Consider the following 18,088-nt stretch of genomic DNA (forward strand, 5'->3'; position numbering starts at 1 on the left):
CATCGGTCTGTGAAAAAATGCACATTCTTTTTCGAAGAGCGTGCCGTAGAGAGAGTGAAAGGAACCTAGCGAGGAGTGGCCTCAATGAATGATTACGCTGTTGTTCCGGTGCGATCGGATGCCTCCGTTTCGCCAGAATCGCCTGCCCGCCCCAATGATACCGAAGAGATGTTTTCCGAAGAGGATGCTTTGGAGCGCGAGCCTAACGATGAGTTGATGCGGCTTTACGACTCGGAGAAGGCGGTTGCTAAAGCCGATCCCCTCTTCCCGGATGAGGAAGAGCCCGAAGCCATTCCTGTCCCTCACCTAGATCAAGAGGTCGGTGTAGCGGCCGATCCGGTCGAAGAGACCATTCATCACGATGAAACCGTGCAGCTCTGGATGAGCCGCGCTCGTGGTGCACAGCTACTTACCGCAGAAGAAGAGGTGCAACTAGCGCGCGCCGTGCAACGAGGCGATAAACAGGCCAAAGATAAACTAACAGAAGCCAATCTGCGCCTGGTCGTCTCTATCGCTAAAAAGTACAGCGTTCGCGGCATCCCCCTGCCCGACCTCATTCAGGAGGGGAATATCGGCCTTATCCGCGCGGTCGAAAAGTTCGACCCGGACAAAGGCTACCGCTTCAGCACTTACGCTACTTGGTGGATACGCCGTGCCATCGCGCGCGCCATCATCAACCAAGGACGCACCATTCGCATTCCCGTCTACGTCGCCGAGATCATCCATAAAATCGTCAAAGCCTCCAGCCGTCTCCGGCAGCAGCTTATGCGCGATCCTACCGTGGAGGAGATCGCACGTGAGCTTGAAATTCCGGTGGAGCGCGTGAACGAGATCATGCGCATCGCCCTTGAACCCCTCTCTTTGGAAACCCCCGTCGGCGAAAAAGATAATAGCCAGCTTGCCGACTTCATTCAATCGCAAACGGCGGTTTCCCCTTCTGAAGCTACTCTGAACCTCATCCGAAGAGAGCAGATCGAGGAAGTGCTCAATAAGCTGACACCAAGAGAGAAAGAGGTGCTACGGATGCGCTACGGCCTCGACGATGGCTATGCCCGTACCCTTGAAGAGGTGGGAATGCGGCTGCATGTTACGCGTGAACGGGTACGCCAGATAGAGCTTCGCGCCTTGAAGAAACTGCGCCATCTCGGCTCCGAATCCCTCATGCGACAGTAATTTTCCGCTTGTAACCGAGCCGCTGGCGGTTTCTTAAAGAGATCGCCAGCGGCTGTTTTTCCGTAAAGACGTTGTGTCACTATCTCTTATAGGGTGGGAAAAGCTATGCGATGTCTCTACCTATGGTTCAGCGTCTCTCTACTTCTTTTCTTCATGGCCTCGGCCCCTGCCCAAAGCGATGTCATCGTCCGCCAGATAACCTATGCCGGCTGGCAAAACGCTTATCAGCTTAGTAATGGGGATGTGGAACTTGTGTTTGTGCCCCAAATTGGGCGCATTATGCGTTACGGCCCGGTTGGGGGCCCCAATATGCTGTGGAATAACCCTACGATGCTTGGTAAAACAGCCTCTCTTGAGGCCGCAGCCAAGGAGTGGCCTAACTTTGGCGGCGATAAGCTCTGGCCGGCTCCCCAGTCGGTATGGAACTGGCCGCCCGACCCCTATCTGGACTCGGCTCCCCAAACCGTACGAGTGCTTCCTAACCATCATCTGCTTGCTATAGGCCAAGCCAGCCCTCAGAGCGGTATCCGATTTGAACGTGAAATCGCTCTCGCCCCCAAAGGCGATGAAGTTACCCTCATCAACACCATGATCAATACCTCCTCAAAACCGGTTAAGTGGGCTATTTGGGAGATTTTCCAGGCCAACGATCCGCTGCGTGTCTATCTACCGACCAATATCTCCGGCCATTTCGCCGAGGGCTATTTGAAGATGTCGGATACCCTCCCTCCGATAGACCGCATTCATGGACAACTCGTTCTCTCCCGCTCCCACACCACAAGCTATAAAGTGGGTTCCGACGCACCCGACATCCGTATTCGCGCCCTTGTTTCTGGCTATACGGTATCTCTAACTGCAAAACTTTTAAAGGGCACCTACCCCGATGGCGGCTGCACCATGGAGGTCTATTCTAATCCGGATGCTGCACCCTATATGGAGATGGAGCTGTTAGCCCCCATCGTGCAGCTTCGCCCAGGCGAGCAGACTCGCTTCGTCACACAATGGCATCTCGGCCCGCCCCAGGGGCCTTAAGGAGAACGCGAGAAGTGCGTGCAGAGATCGTCTCCGTTGGCACCGAACTGCTGCTCGGCCAAATTGTGGATACAAATGCGGCCTATCTTGCCCGCGTGCTTTCTGAACTGGGCATCTCTCTCTACCGCCGCGTTACGGTAGGAGATAATCGAGAACGGCTTCTTGCTGCGTTAACAGAGGCGTTGGCCTCGTCCGACGTGATATTTACCATTGGGGGCCTCGGCCCCACAATGGACGACATCACCCGCGACGTGCTGGCCGAAGCCATGGGCGACACCCTCCACCAAGATGAGCAGATTGCCGCCCAGCTCCGACGCTTTTTTGAACAGCGCGGCATGCCCATTTTGGAGAGCAACTTACGCCAAGCTTTGGTACCGAGCGCCGGTCGCGCCATTCCCAACCCCAACGGAACCGCCCCCGGCCTTCTGTTCGAGGGCCAAAACGGTAAGATCGCCATCGCACTGCCTGGCCCCCCTAACGAGTTCATCCCAATGGTCAACGATTTTGTGGTGCCCTATCTCCGTACACGCACGGGAGGCAAGGGTGTTATTCGGTCATTGGTGCTGCGTGTGGCCGGTGTTGGAGAGAGCTTTGCCGAAGATCGCATCAAAGACCTCATGCAGGATGCAAATCCAACCGTTGCGCCCTATGCCAAGGTGGGCGAGGTGCACCTGCGTATCACCGCATTTGCCGAAACCCCCGATGAGGCCGAACGCCTGATCGCCCAACGAGCCGCTCTTATTCGCCAGCGCCTCGGTCACGCCATCTACGGTGAAAACGAGGAGACCTTAGAACAGGCTGTTGTGAACCTACTCCAACAAAAACAGCAGACGGTCGCCACCGGTGAGAGTTGCACAGGAGGGCTTCTGTCGGGTCGAATAACCGAAGTGCCAGGCAGCTCGAAAGTGTTTCTGGGCGGTGTTGTGGCCTATAGCAACACTGCAAAAACGGCTTTTCTTGGCGTAGATTCCGCGCTACTTGCACAATTCGGTGCCGTTAGCGAAGAGGTTGCGCGTGCCATGGCAGAGGGCGCTCAACAACGCTTCGACACCACCTATGGCATCGGGATCACGGGCATCGCAGGGCCGGAGGGCGGTACACCGGAGAAGCCTGTTGGACTGGTCTATATTGCGCTTAGCCAACGAGATCGAGGCTCTGTGGTGGAACGCTGTGAGTTCATCGGCTCGCGCGCCATTATACGCCATCGCGCCACGCAAACGGCCCTCAATCTGCTTCGGCTGCGTCTGCTCGAAAGCTAACTAGTCCACCTCAATTCCTTTCACCGGCACCACGCTGATCGAGCCATCTACCTCTAGTTGAGCTAAATGCACCTCCTCAAAACGCTCTAAGCCGTGCTGTCGAATAGCAGCCAACAATTCCGCCTCGGTAATCTTCTCCCGGCGCATGTTCTGTGGCAACAACTCTCCATTCAAAATCAAAGGGGTGGGAACGCCTACGATATGCGCCTCTAACTTCGGTACGTGAAGAAACAGTTTTGAAAACGCCCACCCTAAGAGAATAAGCGTGCCGGAACAGACGATGCCCGCCGATAGGTCACCTGCCCCATGGGTCATGGCGTTCTGCACGGCATTTGCCACCGCCATAATCATGGCCAGATCGTAGATGTTGTATTGGCCAAAACTTCGCTTTCCAACTAACCTCAGCCCAACAATGAGAAATAGAGCAACAATGAGCGTACGCGCCATCAGCAGCGTAAGAAAATAGCGATATGCCGGCGTCATAGAGACCTCCGCTAGGGCAGCCTTAAGGCTTTGTAGTGTCTACGGGTTTTATGTACTACCGACCTGTTCGGTACGACGCTAATGGTGCCATCTACCTCTAACACGGCCATATGTACCTCGTCTAAGCTCTCGATGCCATGCTCGCGTAGCGCCGCCATCACCTGTTCATGGGTAATGCCCTCTCGCTTCAAATGTCCTTCTACGAACTCCCCGTCGTTCACCAACAATGTCGGCTCGCCTACAAGATGGTGTTCCAGTTTGGCCGAGCGTGCCATGAGCAAGGTAAAAAGGCGATTCCAGAACAGCAGGGTTGTTGCGGCGACGATGCCACCCAGTAAAGAGTTATCGTTGCCTACCATTGCGTTCTGGACGGCGTTAGCGAGAACAATGATCAGCACCAGGTCGTAGACGTTCATCTGACCCAACTCGCGCTTGCCCATTATGCGTAGACCGATTACAAGAAAGAAATAGATAACCGTGGTTTTACCGGCAATAACCAAGCACCCGTAAAGGTCGGGGTGCGAAAACACATCCATGAGCCACTTGATCATGTTGATTACCCCTTGTTATTCTGTGTGTAGGCAGGAGGTTGTCTTTGCCCCTCTTTTCGAGTATATTAGATGCGAAACAAACCCAAGAGCGCTATGGAAATTATGTCCAAACTCATTTCAGAGCTACTGCCTGTTATAGGCCACACAGTTGTGATTTACCTTTTCCTGATGATTGCGCTGCGCGTGGCCGGTCGGCATCAAATCGGGCAGCTCAGCGTCATCGATCTCGTCGTTCTTATTTTACTCGGTAGTGCGGTAGAAACCGCAATGGTCAATGGGGACACAAGTTTGGCAGCCGGCATTGCTTGTTCCGGCACGCTTCTCATTTTAAACCGTCTTTTTACCTGGTTGATCCAGCGCGTTCGTCCACTCAATCGAGAGCTAAACGGCGACCCCATCACTCTCATCAGCGACGGGCGGTTTGTTGAGGAGAACCTGCGCCGCGCTGGCCTAACGCATGAGGATGTTCTCCAGGCCTTACGAGCGCGCGGATTGGCAGACGTTAGCGAGGCTCGATTTGCCGTTATGGAGGTAAACGGAAGTATTACTGTCATCCCTCGCCATGCCAAAGTGCACCGTAGTTCCCGAACCACCAAAGAGGCAACCTAACAAACTTTCTGTTGCCTACACATATACCTAAGCCGGAGAGAGATTCTCTCCGGCTTTTCGGTTTTTGGGGTTACCGAGCTTATGGCAGCAAGCCACCTACACCACCGGCAGCCGCCCCTCCCTGCTCTTGAGGTGCCCCTCCGTTAAGCGCTTGAATGGCCGGAGGGTTATCCGGAATGATTTTCGGTGTAATGAACACCAAAAGGTCCGAATCGTTATTGGTTGTAGAGCGGGAACGGAACAGGGTTCCGATGAGCGGAAGGTCTCCTAGCAGCGGCACTTTGCTGATGGAGGTATTATCTTGCTTGTTGGTAAGCCCGTTGATCACCATAGATTGGCCGTTATAGACGATTCGCGTGACGATCGCTTGCTGGAAGCCGATGATCGGGATACTACCACCTGCCGGGTTGGTGACCGAACCGAGAATGTTCGAGGAGATGAGTTGCCCCAACAGCGTGATAGAGTTGTCATTGTTGATGTAGGGGGTCACGATAAGCTCTACGGTAACGGGGAAGAGGGTATAAGAGGTCGTGACAACGACGGTGCCGTTGGGTCCGATCACCGGGGTTTGCGTGATAACGGGCACCTCCTGCACGTTCTCGAAAACGGCCGGCACTCCGTTGAGGGTGCTTGCCGTTGGCGAGGTCAACACTTTGCCTTGTCCCTGAGTGAGAATCCAGCTCAGCTGGGTTTGAACGTTACCGGCGGCATACTGAATGAAAGCCGTGTTCGAGGCCGAGAAGTTGAGGTTGGCGCCCGAGACAAACTGCCCTTTCGCCAAACTCCAGTTGATACCGAAAGCATTAAGAGCATTCTCGGTAACGGTGACAAACTGGGCGCTGATCAGAATCTGCTTTGGCTTAACATCCAGCAAGCGGATCAGCTGACGCAGCTCTTGGATCTGTGCCGGGGTACCGCGCACTAGGAGCGAGTTATCGGCATCGAGCGCGCTGATATCGCCTGGGGTCATACCGTTTGGCAACAGATTAGAGAGATTCCCACCCGTACCGATCTGGCCAGCTCCCGCTCCTCCACCGGGCGCACCGGGGGCGCCGGGCGCTTGCCCGCCAGGGAATTGCCCCCCTCCGGGGCCGAATTGGCCGCCGCCTGGGAACCCGCCACCTGGGAATCCACCTCCTGGGAACCCTTGCCCACGACCGAAGAAATCGCTATCGTCGCTTCGATGCGCGCTCTGATCACTTGTTAGCGGCATATTGCTCACGGCCGGGGGTGTGAAATCGGACGCCCCATTATAGCCTTGAATAGGCGCCGAAGGCCCTACAGATACCGCGGGGCCATAGGGTGTGATGAACACCGGCCGATTGCCAGAAGGAACAGGGCTCGAGTAGTCGGGCATCTCCTGATGAAGGAGATATTTCAAGCCAAGTCGGCGCACATACTCCAGAAAGTCGGGTTCATCGGGATTGTTGATACCGAGAATGCGCAGGATGGTGGAAGGCGCCGTGTATTGAAGCTTGATTTTAACGATATGCTTTTCCTCTTGTTGAGGAGGTAGTACCGGCTGAGCCGTCTCTTCCTTCTTAGGTTTCGGAGCGCTCCCTTTCGGCCCGATATGATAGATGCCGTCTTCAACCCACAGGTCGGCGCCGGCGGATTGCGCGATCGCCTTCATGATCACGTCTATGGGCTGCTTCACCAAACTGACATTGACGGGCGAGAAAGGCCGGTCGGGGTCTTCCGTGAGCACCACTTGGAGCCCGGTCTCTTTTTCTAAGAGATTAACAGCGGATTCTAAGGTAACATTCTGAACCTGGAAGGTGATCCGCGCGGCGGCGTCAGAGCCGGGTGGAAGCGTTACTTGGGTAGAGGCCCCATCATCAGGTACCGATTGGGCCTTTGCGGTGCATCCACATTCACACAAAAACGTCGCTCCTAACACCGCAGCGACGGAGAGAGTGATTATTGATCTCACTTGCCTGTGCAAGCTCATGCTAAATGCCCCCCTTGAGACATATATCGCCGTATGAAGGCGTGGAGATTTGCGGCGATAGCGTTTGTGCGGAATTTCTGAAGTTTTTATTTCGACACAGGAACCTGTTTTTCCTGCCTAGAAGCGAGGGTGGAAGGAAAAATTTTCTGTTTTCAGCTTCTGGCTTAAACGGGTGGAATGGAAATAACAGAGGAGTAGCAGTGGTCGCTGTCGGCAGTAGGAGGAGAGGAATAGACTAGGCCTCTCCTCCATTTGTGTAGCTTTAGCGCTTAGGGAAGATACCCCCCACCGCCGAAGCCACCGCCACCGAAGCCACCACCACCGAAGCCACCGCCGATGCCGCCCATACCACCGCCGATGCCGCCCATCATACCACCGCCGAAGCCACCAAGGCCACCGCCGATGCCACCGATACCGCCCATGCCACCCATCATACCACCACCGAAGCCACCAAGGCCACCGCCAAAGCCGCCGCCGAAGCCGCCACCGCCTACCGGATTAGGGCGCATTAGCAATCCGGGTTGCACAGAGTAGCCCAGTGCGCTAAAACTGCGGGCTCCGAACAGACCGGCGAAGAAATCGGCGCTCATAATGAAGTCGGAGGCACCTTGTAACTTCACCGGCAGTTGATAGCCGGTCGGGTTATTCTCCTCGGGTGTTGTTTCAGTCGTTGTACCGGTATTCTCGTTCTCCACCTTCGGAACGATGCTATAGATACCATCCTGATAGGTATAGGTAAGCGGCGGGTTATTTCCGGCAGCTCTCAGCAACGCATCGAGTGCCGTAGTGAAAGGCTTATCGCGCAGATGCAGCGTAACGCGAATACCTCGCAGGTTTGGATCGAGCGTATAGTCGGCTCCGGTCTGTCGGAACAGCAGTTTCAGAGCCGTATAGAGGTCTACATCCTCCAAGTCTAAGGTAACGGGCTTGTTGGCGTTTTGGTCGCCCGACGCGGCAGTTGTGGTGCCGCTTTGATCGCCTTGTGCATAGCTGTGTGCCGGCACGGTTGCCAAGCCCAATGCGAGCAGCCCACTTAACGCCACGATTGTCCACTTCTTTGCCAGCATCGCTGGATTCCTCCTCAACAAATATTTTTAGTCTGCACCACCGGGCGAATTCCCGCCCCCACCGCCGAAGGAAGGAGCACCCGGGCGTGGGAGGCCGGGCCGTCCCATTCCACCAGGCGCTCCTGGATAACCGCCGTATCCAGGGTAGGTGCCGGTGCCCATCGTTTGCGCCGCGGTTTGCAAGTCCGATAGTTTGACGTTTTCCACGAGAATAAGGTTACCTTCTCGCTTTTCGAGTTTAACCGAATCGCCGGTAATGGCCAGCACACGATAGTTATCGGAGGTAAGGCTGCCAGGTTTTACGATCTCGCTCTGGCCGTTTTGCTCCAAAATGGCATAGACACCGTTGCCCCGCATAATGCCGGCCACGCGCCTATCCGGTACCTGTTCGACAACGACCGGTTTTTCCGGAGGAGCTTGAACAGTGGTATCGGCAACCTGCAAGGGCTGTACCTCCGCAAAGACATCGGGGGGAAGCGGCTTTCTCTTCCAGGTTATAAGGAAGGGGTCTTGATGGTACTTACCGGTTATTGCGGCAGCAACCTGCTTTTTCCCTGCTCCTCCGGCCGTTGCAGCCTGCCGCCCACCGGCAAACGCACCACTCCCCGGCATACCACCGGACATCGCTCCGCCAGGCCCTCCTTTGCCCATGCCCATAGGCATAGTCGGCGGCGTCATGGTAGGCGTGGTGGGAGTTGTGGTAGTTGTGCCATTGTCGGAAGAGGATTGCCCCCCACCGCAGCCTGCTAGGAAGATAAGCACTAGGCCGAGCAGAGCCGCTTTGCCTAGAGAAGACCCGCACCGAATTTGGCCGATTCTTTTCATATCTGTTTTCCCCACAATATTATATACCTTTTTCACCTAATCGGCTGCACCAGCTGAAGTTCCACCCGCTCCGCCACTAGGCGTTGGCGGCATCGGCCTTCCGGCTTTTGGCCCACCCATACCACCGCCAGCCCCAGGATACATGCTCATTCCCATACTCGGAGGCATTCCCATCCCATAAGGTGCGCCCATACCGCCACCGGCATTGCCACCCGAAGTTACCTGTAAGCGAGTATCTGGAGCTGGTGGAGGATTGTTCGGGATAATATAGAGGGTAAGAGAGTAGGTCAGCATCAGTGCCGGGCTTTGCCCCTTTAAGCTTACGTTGTCCACAACCGGCATGCCGTGACCAAGCATTTCGGTGTTGATCCGCTTAAGATGCTCCATCGCGGCCTGAAAGCTTTTGCACATCACCGTAACCGTCCAACTCTTTCCAGGCTCCGGTAAGGTGATCCCTTTACTATAGTTAGTGATGGCGTTAGGATCGGTAGGGAAGGCCGGTATTTGGAACACGGTAAGCAGGGTAATGCCATCGTTCATCTGGGAATCGTACCAGTGTTGAAGCCAACGCCCCCATTCCTGAGGGATACGGTCGAACCCACGCAGTGCGTAGATCGCAATAAGGTCATTACTCGTATCGTTTTTATGGAAGGGAAGCGCCGGCATATAGCGAGCCTGGTTGATCTGCCACGACTCCTGTGCCTGTACCGCCTGCTTCTGGGTTGTTTCAAGCAGACGTTTCGCTTGGGCGACCTGCTCTTGCGTGCCTCCGTTTTGCTCAACGGAGGCGATCTGAGAGTTTGTATCGTTAATGCGGTTGCGCAGAGGGTTGATTAGGGCAAAGAAAAGTATAATCCCCAGCACAAACGCAACCCCAACACCTATTCCCAGGATATGCCATTTATTCAGCTTACTAAGCATCACCTCTCCCCTTTCTTACTCGGCTCCACCGGCAGCAGCCCCACCGGTCGCTCCGGGCGGCTGAGACCCCATGGGGCCGCCAGGGCCAAAACCGGGCATACCCGGAGGCATACCATACCCTCCAAACCCAGCAGCACCTGCACCGCCTCCCTGCCCTGCAGGTGGCCATGTGGGCGCTGTTGCAGGCGGAGCTAGACTGTCTTGCAAAACCAGGTCTGCCGTGAAATCAAAGCCTTTGCGCCCCTCCACTTCGGTAGGGGTGGCCACACCGTTGTTCTGGTTTCCTCCGCCGCCGCCCATTCCCCCATAAGGCGAACCAGGCATTCCCGACATCCCATAGGGCATTCCCGGAGGGCCTCCCCCCATCCCATAAGGTGAGCTAGACATCGGCGAACTCGTCATCGGTCCGCCGGCGCCATAAGGCCCTTTGGGAGGCCCATAAGAGCCGAAGCCACCGTAGGCTTGATTGCCGTTTTGGGCGTTGGCCGATTCAGGAGGATACGGATGAGGTGGCATAGTGATGTAGACGCTTTGAAACTTTGTGGTGTCGTTACGCAGGAATATCCACCATCGTGCCAACTCCATCTCATTTGGGCAGAACCCGGTGAGGTGCACCAGGCTGTGATTCCGCGGATCGATCTCCATGGAGTGCAGAAGGATGTAGGGGCTTGTATCCGATGCTACCGCAGTATAGGCTTTCCACCACGAGTCGTTATACTTCTGAGCGCTCGCAATAAAATCCTGCTTGCTTTTGATATCGGCAATACTGCTATTCACCTGCTGCACCTTCGACTGGTAGTCCTGATACTGCGACTGAAGGCTATTGGCGCTATCCAGTTGTTGTTGGGCTTGGCTCAGCACCCCTTTCAGGCTAATGTACCAGGCCACAAAGGCAATAATGACGGCTGCCACAAGAGCCGTTGCAATGCCAAAGAAAACAGGGCGCGCACGGCGCTCATGAACATAAGGCGGTAAAAGATCGATCCTCACCATCTTCTAAAGCTTCTCCTGATACAGGCATTTCCTTATGGACCTACACGTTGGGATAGGCACAGGCCTACTTCTTTCTGCCTCGTTTTGCCGGTTCCGGCAGAAGATCGTAGGCTGCAAGCCCTAAACTCACGGCAAAAAGCGGCCCGACCTCATCCATATCGTAGCTCTGTTTTTTGATACTCATCTGCACATGACGAAGTGGGTTCACTACCCGAGTCGAGATGCCGAGTTCATGCTCGATGAACTCGGCCAGTTTTGGCAGACGTGCCATACCGCCGCATAGCAGAATCTCGTGGACAGGTGCATCCCCACTGCGGGACCGATAGAAGTCCAAAGAGCGTCGTAGCTCCTGGACGAGATCGGTAACATGCGGGGCTATCGCGTTAAATATCTGAATTTTGAGGGCATCCTGGGGTTGCGGATGCGGTGTTGCCTCACCAAAAGCCGGCGGCACATCGGCTGCCGGAGGCGGTATAACCCCCGGTGTCTCCCCTTCTGCCTGTTGAGCGCTGAAATCGAAGGGAGTGGAGGGCGGGTTCAGCTCCTGCGACGGGCCGGCCAACCCACCCGACGATTCCCCAAGCTCGCCTGAGGAGGGTGCTAGGCCACCGGAACCACCTCCAAGCTCCTCAGAAGAGGGTGCCAATCCACCGGAGGGTGAAGAGAATTCGGTGGATTCGGTGGCAGCGCCGGAAAAATCAAAAGGCATTCGCCCAGAAGGAGAGCTGATGGGGCCTGAGGCCGACATGGGCGGCGGCTCGGTGAAATCTATAAAGCCTCCCGATTCGCCGGGCAACGCCCCAGAAACTCCAAAACCGGCCTGAGGGAGCTGTTCAAACATCACCTCGGCCAGGTCTCGTTTATACCGCTCCGCCGTGTCCATATCTACCTGCAGGGCTTCGGCAATGGCTCGAGTAAAGTTATCTCCGCCGACGGGCAGCGTACGCAGGAATGCGGGCAGATTATCTCGGAACACGCCGATATCCGTGGTACCGGCCCCAATATTGGCGATGAGCGCCGTATGCCCCGCTGCTTGCGCAGGCTCGCCGATATCGAGCAACGCGCGCCCCACGGCCAACGGCACCACGTCTATGGCTTTGGGGTTAAGGCCGGCAGCAAAAAGCACCTCAACATGCTGATCGATGAAATCCTGCTGGGCTACGGCCAACAGAACCTCAATGTTCTGCTGCGAGGGGTCGGTTCCCTCTGGCCGCTCGATGCGGGCATAGTCCATAATCGTTTGGGTGGCCGCAAAAGGAATCTGGCGTTCGATCTCCCACTGCATCTGGGTGGCCAGCTCTTTATCGTCTGACACGGCAGGCACCTCAACCACCCGAACTACCACCGATATATTGCTCGCCGCCGCGCTTACCACCTGTTTTGTGCCGATACCGGCATCGCGCAGCATCTGACGTATGGCCTGCCCAAGTCGTTGTGCATCGAGGATCGCCCCGCCATCAAAAGTGTCGGGGGGCGTTGGTGCAATGGCTATGCCCGTTACCTCGACACGTCCACCTCCACCGCGCGCTTCGACGGCCTTAATATATTTCGACCCTATATCCAACCCGAGATAGGTTCCAGCCATCTTAAATTACTCCCTGCTCAAATCCGTAATCTGCGGACTCACTACCCCACCAATAGGGGTTTGCAACCTCGCCACTATCCTTCATCTTTTAGATACGTCCTCAGCATTGTATCAGGTTTGCCGCCGACTGTCAATACCGTTTTCCCATGTTCCTCTCTCTTTTGTCGTGTCTCTTGCCGAAAAGGTTCAATTAGCGGAGTTCTACAACCTCCGTGGCATGAGGCCCTATCTCAATCGGGAAGAGAAGCACACCGTTTTGGTTTTGCAGAGGCGTTACCTTTTGTGCTAAACGCTCGACCGCTTCATGTGCGCCTGCCAACGTGGGAATCTGTGCTGCAAACACAACCACCCTGCCGCTTTGCGGTTGTGCCGAGGCATTATAGAGGGTGAAGAGGTGATCGCCGTAGCGCTCAATCCCTAGCGAAGGATTATCTGTAGTCGCCCAGGTAAGAGGCTGCCAACCTGCCGCAGAGAGCTGTTGAAAAAGAGGAATATAGCGCTTGAACAGGTTACGATCTCGATTATACCACTTTGGCGTCTCCCAATAGGGATGCGTCGCCGCATCCGCACTGAACATACTTGGAAACAGATCGTAGAAAAGGCATCGCTGAAAATACCGTTCCACCATACTGTGGTCAAAACGATCGAAGTCGGTGTCCATCAGCATGAGAAAGGGTTTCTGGTAGCAAAGGGTTCTTCGGTAGCAGAGGGTCGCGTCGGAATCCGGGGAGAAGTGGCCATCATCAAGCCAATTCACCTCGGAACCCATCACATCGAGCAGCGGCGCAAAAACGCAAAAGCGTTCGGGCGTGCCGTTAGCCATTAGGAGGCGCCCTCGGTTGTGCAAATCTGCACTGACGAAACGCGTGAAGTCGTGCACCCAGTACCACTGAGGCACACAGACTTTTCGGAGACCGCTATCAAACGTTAAAGGATACGGGCACGCCTGTAGATCGGACAAACGATAGTCGCGCGTATCCGTCCAACTCTCTAGAGAATCCAGATAGATACCGTCGAGACGACCGTGTTTCTGCGTGTCTTCCGTCCCAAAGAGGTGGTCTGCAGCCTGTACGGTATAGCTCAGTGAGGCCTTAGTGGGTTGTTCGGGCGTGGCCGGCAAGCCGGGGCTAGGGTTTAAGATGAAGAGCGCCCCATCGTTCCAAGGCACCTTGCTGAACTGCACATAGAAACGGCCGTTCGGGTCTTGCACGCCGCTGTTCAGAACGGCGCGCGCCCACTCCTGAGGAGTTGGATCGGCTAGTGAATCCAGAGGACGTGGCGGCATAGCCTCTTTTGCTTGCGTCTGTATCAAGGCCATCGCGCTCTCATAGGTACGTGGGATGTCGTCTGCCATGGGCATCCAGTAGGAAGAAGGCTCGATATATCGAAAACAGAGGATGCCTGCCGCGTTATCCTGTTTTATGCTGTTGTCGCCCTCATGAAAAGCAAAGCCGAAATCCGGCCATCCTTCCACGCTCTCCGGAGCGGTAAACGGCATCCAAATACCGTAAGGTTTATGCTGTTCTGGGTAGAAGAGGGCGTTGGCGCGATAGAACCTCATTGCCGCCTCTCGAAACGGCATAGTGGTCAATGCGATCTCCCGTTCTCCCACTCGCTCTACGGGCAGGGGTGGCAGGGAGAACAACTCACAGCGCACACGCGCCGTGCGCGCAGGCCATACTTGACTTTTACCAGTAAGGGCCACATCCCACCCAGTGACAAAAAGATGGTGAGGGGCGTTATAGAAGATGCGAAATACGGAAGGCCACTGAATATCTTCCGCCATCATAAGCCCGCCCATTCCACCGGCCACACAGGCAAAGGGATAGCGGGAAAGCCCTCCGGTTGCGCCTACCGATATCTGCACCTCGTTCTCATACTCCTCGCCAGCCTCCACGGGGAATGCACGACGAATATCTTCTCCCCACACGAGGTCAGATTGGGCGATGGGAACTGCGAAATAGAGGCTTAGAGCGCGGTCTTGGCCGGTCTTATCTATCAGGGTGCCGTCTATCGCTATTCCATCCCCTTTAGGATATAGCGCTACGCTAAACACAACATGCAGGGCATTGATCACGCCATCGAAGTTCACTCCGCCCGCCTGCCTTGGCGTAAAACGGCCTTCCAGGGGAATCAAAGGGCCATCACTGCCCACATCGCGCAGCAGAAACCCGCCCATCACAGACTCGTTCACTTTCCTTCCTCTTATCCTCACCGCAGCCAAGGTGCCACGAGCATCGAAGGTCAGTGAGAGAGAACGGTCTGCCGATGTCAACGTTTGCCAAGGCGCCACAGGCTGAGAGCGGGTGGGCACACCCATCAACTGGCCATCAAAAATATGGGGGCCTTTTAGCAGATAGAGAGAAACGTCATCAAACCAGGCGGTGCCTTTATGATGGCGAAAAAGCGTATAGAGGGTAAGGCTCTTCACCGGCTTTTCTGGATAGATAACGACCTGCTCTCGTTCCCAACCGTGCGTTCCTGGCGAGAAGGTGGCCAGCTGCCCCCATAATGGGGTTCCATCGTCATATATCAGGTCTACATAGAGCGCGTAGTCGGCAGGGTTGTTGCCCTCCACCGAATCGGCGCGGCTCCAGCCTACCACAACAATGGGAGTTGGGCGTTGTTCGTTGAGCACGATCGTTTGCATGGCTCCGTGCAGGCTGGTTGTATCGGTGCTATCACACCGTATGCTCTGTTCGCCGCCATGCACAAACCGCCGGTCAATATCATAGCCCTGGCCGTAAGGCAACCATTCGGGCACACCGCCCCCTTTGCCATCCGGCCCGCTCCCTCCCTCGAAGCCTCCGTTTCGCACAAGGTTGGCCCCATAGCCCTGCCCTCTCGCATAAAGGGGGCAGAGCAAACAGAGGAGCAGAGCAAACACCCAAAAGCCATGCAAGACTATGGGTTTTTGCCACACTTCCCAAAATTTTCGGGTTTGTATAAGGCGCACCATGCCTCTTTCCATCAAAGGAGTTTGTCGTAGATGAACGCACGGCAAGCCGGCGACTTCCGGCGGCATTTTCTCTGGAGGATCCAACCACCTACTCGAAGTTGCCGGCTTCCACAGCACGTTTGACCAGCACCTCGGTCAGCTGTGAGGAACGCCCTAGGTAAGGGCCAAGGCGGAAATGCACCTCTGGATAGAGCTTTTGAGCTTCCTCGAACAGCGAGGGCAGATCGTCGGCTACATGCGTGCCCGTATGCAGAAAATAGGGAACACCCACGATCTCCGTGGCGCCCTGTTGCACACAAAGGGCGATGGCCTCAGGAATGGAGGGGCTATTGCACTCCAGAAAACCGACCTCCACAATCGGGAAGATACCGCGTCGTTTTACTTCATCAACCACGCGATACATCGCCTCGTTAGCGGCAGGGCGTGGGCTGCCGTGAACCAGCACCAGCAGAGCTTGTTTAGCCATGCTCCTTTACTCCTGAGGTTGCCGGGCATTTTGCGGTTCCGTAGAGCGGGCAATCGGGCAAAGCGCGGCAGAAGCGCGCGGCGCGCTCAAGGTCTTCACGCCACGCCTCAGGCCCTACGGCTGCGAGGGCGCTTGCGATAAGCGCATCGGCCAAGTTTTCATCATAGCCAATCGGCTCGGCCACAATAAACTCCAATTCGGGACAGCGTGCCCTTGCCTCTTCCAACGCTTTAGGGATGTCGGCTTTCACAAATTTCCCTGGCACTAAGAAATAGGGTAGCACCAAAATGCGACGCACCCCCTCTTGCGCCAAGCGCGCCACTACCTCCGCAAATAGTGGTTCGCTATAGTTGAGATAGCCTACTTCCACGCGGGCAGCAAGCCCCTTGGTGCGCAGGCGTTCCGCATGGGCTTGCAGTGCCTCACCGGCCCCACATAGAAGAGAGCCATGGGCAAACAGAAGGATCGCGTCGGGCTTCATCTTCGTGAGGCTACGAGTTCCAAGTTCTTACCGCTCTCCTCCTCCACGGTCTCATGCAGGCTGTTGCCATGGCTATCCATCGTCACCACCGCCAACAGGTCTTTCACGCGCAGGTGCCACATGGCCTCAGGCACCCCGAACTCCTCCAGAAAGTCTACCCCCTCCACATCCGTCACACACTCGGCGTAGAACTGCGCCGCCCCGCCAATAGCATTCAAATAGACGGCTCCGTAGTCTTTCAGCGCCTGAAGGGTCTTTTCACCCATCCCGCCCTTGCCAATAATCGCTCTTATTCCAAAACGCCGGATGATATCGGCCTGGTAAGGCTCTTCGCGCATGCTCGTCGTGGGGCCGGCTGCGGTGATTTTCCAGCGCCCTTGTGCATCTTTAATCGCCACCGGGCCGCAATGGTAGATTACCTGTCCGTGAAGGTCTACAGGGCTATCGTGCTCCAAGAGATATTTATGGAGCGCATCGCGCCCTGTGTAGATCACGCCGGAAAGCAACACCACATCACCCACCTTAAGCTTACGCACATCCTCCTCGCTTAACGGTGTTGTAAGATGAATCTCTCGGCCTGTAAGCGGGATGTTCTCTTGCTCGGCCAAGCGCTGGGGCCTTTCTTCACGGAACAACCACCGGCGAATAGCCCCTGTCTGCGGGTCAAGGCGCACCCCAAGGCGTCGAAAAGCCCAACAATCGTAGGCCACCGAGACAAAGAAGGAGGCCGGCAGCCGATTCAGCGCCCCGATTTTGCACCCGAAAAGGGTCACCTTGCCTCCAAAGCCCATTGTGCCGATGCCCAAGTCGTTGGCATGTGCCATCACGCGCTCTTCCAGCTCCGCCAAAACCGGGTTCGGGTTCACATCGTCCAGAGGACGTAACAACTGCTCTTTGGCATGACTATAGCCACTGGTGCGATCGCCCCCAATACACACTCCCAAGCAGCCCACGCTACACCCTTGCCCCTGGGCTTGCCAAATAGCATGAAGGATGCACTTGTAGACACCCTCCAGGTTACGGTCGGCACGCCCTAAATGCTCTAGCTCACAGGGAAGAGAGTATTGGATATTTTTGTTTTCGCATCCGCCCCCTTTTAACAGGAGAAGCACCTCGATCTCGTCTTCCTCCCACTGCTCAAAATGGATGATGGGCGTTCCGGGGCCGATATTGTTGCCAACATTCTTGCCGGTAATGCTATCCACAGAATTCGGCCTTAGTTTGCCCAGCCTTGTGGCCTCCGCAATGGCCTCATGAATGGCCTGTTTCATAGCGATTTGGTTCACCCCCACCGGAGTGTGGATGAAGAAGGTGGGCATGCCCGTATCCTGACAGATAGGCTGCTCACGCTCACAGGCCATGTCAATGTTTAACCCGATGATCTGTAGTGCCTGTCCCGATCGGTTATGTTTATCCTCCATTTGCAGGACGCGCTTAAGGGCACGGCGTACATCGGCAGGCATGTTGGTGGCGGTCTGGGTGATCAGCTCCAGCAAACTCTGTTGCAACTGTTCCATAGCTAGCAAACTCCAAGTCCTCCGCAACGTTGCAGAGAACGATTTTTTTTTCACACCCATTCATTATACCTACCATCTCCGCAGATGGTTCAGGAACGAGGGTGACGCCATGCCCCTCCCACCCCCTTAGAACGCAGAGCACCTAGCGGTGAGTGTCCTAGCGGACGGTGCCTTTCGCGGAAAGGCAACTTTGCAGAGGGCAACTTCCTTCATAAA

General features: G+C 55.7%; 16 protein-coding genes. 4 read left to right on the forward strand and 12 right to left on the reverse strand.

All coding sequences use genetic code 11. The annotated features are described in order from the left end of the window. Window positions 1–84: 84 nt before the first annotated feature. From VKV29_RS10355 to VKV29_RS10365, 3 genes are all read left to right on the forward strand, one after another. Window positions 85–1,173 carry a sigma-70 family RNA polymerase sigma factor gene (locus VKV29_RS10355; RefSeq protein WP_324201230.1) on the forward strand — a complete coding sequence of 363 codons (1,089 nt, stop codon included), beginning with the start codon at window positions 85–87 and terminating at the stop codon, window positions 1,171–1,173. A gap of 105 nt (window positions 1,174–1,278) precedes the next feature. Beyond that, window positions 1,279–2,205 carry a DUF4380 domain-containing protein gene (locus VKV29_RS10360; RefSeq protein WP_324201231.1) on the forward strand — a complete coding sequence of 309 codons (927 nt, stop codon included), beginning with the start codon at window positions 1,279–1,281 and terminating at the stop codon, window positions 2,203–2,205. A gap of 14 nt (window positions 2,206–2,219) precedes the next feature. Then, entirely contained in the window at window positions 2,220–3,464 is a 1,245-nt protein-coding gene (locus VKV29_RS10365) for a competence/damage-inducible protein A (protein ID WP_324201232.1), read from the forward strand. On the opposite strand, the gene VKV29_RS10370 is transcribed toward VKV29_RS10365, so the two are convergent. Both VKV29_RS10370 and VKV29_RS10375 read right to left on the reverse strand, forming a co-directional pair. Continuing rightward, on the reverse strand, window positions 3,465–3,947 hold the full coding sequence (locus VKV29_RS10370; RefSeq protein WP_324201233.1) for a DUF421 domain-containing protein: 483 nt from the start codon (window positions 3,945–3,947) through the stop codon (window positions 3,465–3,467). 11 nt (window positions 3,948–3,958) lie between these two features. Continuing rightward, on the reverse strand, window positions 3,959–4,498 hold the full coding sequence (locus VKV29_RS10375) for a DUF421 domain-containing protein (protein WP_324201234.1): 540 nt from the start codon (window positions 4,496–4,498) through the stop codon (window positions 3,959–3,961). Window positions 4,499–4,600: 102 nt separating this feature from the next. Between VKV29_RS10375 and VKV29_RS10380 the strand changes: the two genes are divergently transcribed. Continuing rightward, a complete protein-coding gene (locus VKV29_RS10380) occupies window positions 4,601–5,107 on the forward strand; it encodes a DUF421 domain-containing protein (protein ID WP_324201235.1) in 507 nt (168 codons plus the stop codon). A 79-nt stretch (window positions 5,108–5,186) separates the two neighbouring features. On the opposite strand, the gene VKV29_RS10385 is transcribed toward VKV29_RS10380, so the two are convergent. From VKV29_RS10385 to VKV29_RS10430, 10 genes are all read right to left on the reverse strand, one after another. Continuing rightward, on the reverse strand, window positions 5,187–6,989 hold the full coding sequence (locus tag VKV29_RS10385; protein WP_324201236.1) for a type II secretion system protein GspD: 1,803 nt from the start codon (window positions 6,987–6,989) through the stop codon (window positions 5,187–5,189). Between the two features lie 338 nt (window positions 6,990–7,327). Next, window positions 7,328–8,125, reverse strand: a complete 798-nt coding sequence (locus tag VKV29_RS10390; RefSeq protein ID WP_324201237.1) for an STN domain-containing protein — start codon at window positions 8,123–8,125, stop codon at window positions 7,328–7,330. A gap of 27 nt (window positions 8,126–8,152) precedes the next feature. After that, the gene (locus VKV29_RS10395; protein WP_324201238.1) at window positions 8,153–8,950 is read right to left on the reverse strand and encodes a hypothetical protein; all 798 of its coding nucleotides are present in this window, start codon (window positions 8,948–8,950) and stop codon (window positions 8,153–8,155) included. A 36-nt stretch (window positions 8,951–8,986) separates the two neighbouring features. Next, window positions 8,987–9,871 (reverse strand): hypothetical protein, encoded by an 885-nt coding sequence (locus tag VKV29_RS10400; RefSeq protein WP_324201239.1) that lies wholly within the window; start codon window positions 9,869–9,871, stop codon window positions 8,987–8,989. A gap of 15 nt (window positions 9,872–9,886) precedes the next feature. Then, window positions 9,887–10,864 carry a hypothetical protein gene (locus tag VKV29_RS10405; RefSeq protein WP_324201240.1) on the reverse strand — a complete coding sequence of 326 codons (978 nt, stop codon included), beginning with the start codon at window positions 10,862–10,864 and terminating at the stop codon, window positions 9,887–9,889. 64 nt (window positions 10,865–10,928) lie between these two features. After that, window positions 10,929–12,449 (reverse strand): type IV pilus assembly protein PilM, encoded by a 1,521-nt coding sequence (gene pilM, locus VKV29_RS10410; protein ID WP_324201241.1) that lies wholly within the window; start codon window positions 12,447–12,449, stop codon window positions 10,929–10,931. 190 nt (window positions 12,450–12,639) lie between these two features. Next, the gene (locus VKV29_RS10415) at window positions 12,640–15,408 is read right to left on the reverse strand and encodes a hypothetical protein (protein WP_324201242.1); all 2,769 of its coding nucleotides are present in this window, start codon (window positions 15,406–15,408) and stop codon (window positions 12,640–12,642) included. A gap of 88 nt (window positions 15,409–15,496) precedes the next feature. Continuing rightward, window positions 15,497–15,874: a CbiX/SirB N-terminal domain-containing protein gene (locus VKV29_RS10420; RefSeq protein ID WP_324201243.1), complete on the reverse strand. Its 378-nt coding sequence runs from the start codon at window positions 15,872–15,874 to the stop codon at window positions 15,497–15,499. Further along, window positions 15,867–16,355: a CbiX/SirB N-terminal domain-containing protein gene (locus VKV29_RS10425; RefSeq protein ID WP_324201244.1), complete on the reverse strand. Its 489-nt coding sequence runs from the start codon at window positions 16,353–16,355 to the stop codon at window positions 15,867–15,869. The genes VKV29_RS10420 and VKV29_RS10425 overlap by 8 nt, the downstream gene beginning before the upstream one ends. Next, window positions 16,352–17,872 carry a fumarate hydratase gene (locus tag VKV29_RS10430; RefSeq protein WP_324201245.1) on the reverse strand — a complete coding sequence of 507 codons (1,521 nt, stop codon included), beginning with the start codon at window positions 17,870–17,872 and terminating at the stop codon, window positions 16,352–16,354. The genes VKV29_RS10425 and VKV29_RS10430 overlap by 4 nt, the downstream gene beginning before the upstream one ends. Window positions 17,873–18,088: the final 216 nt, after the last annotated feature.

Origin of the sequence: Chthonomonas sp., from assembly GCF_035294165.1 — a bacterium.
GTDB lineage: Bacteria > Armatimonadota > Chthonomonadetes > Chthonomonadales > Chthonomonadaceae > Chthonomonas.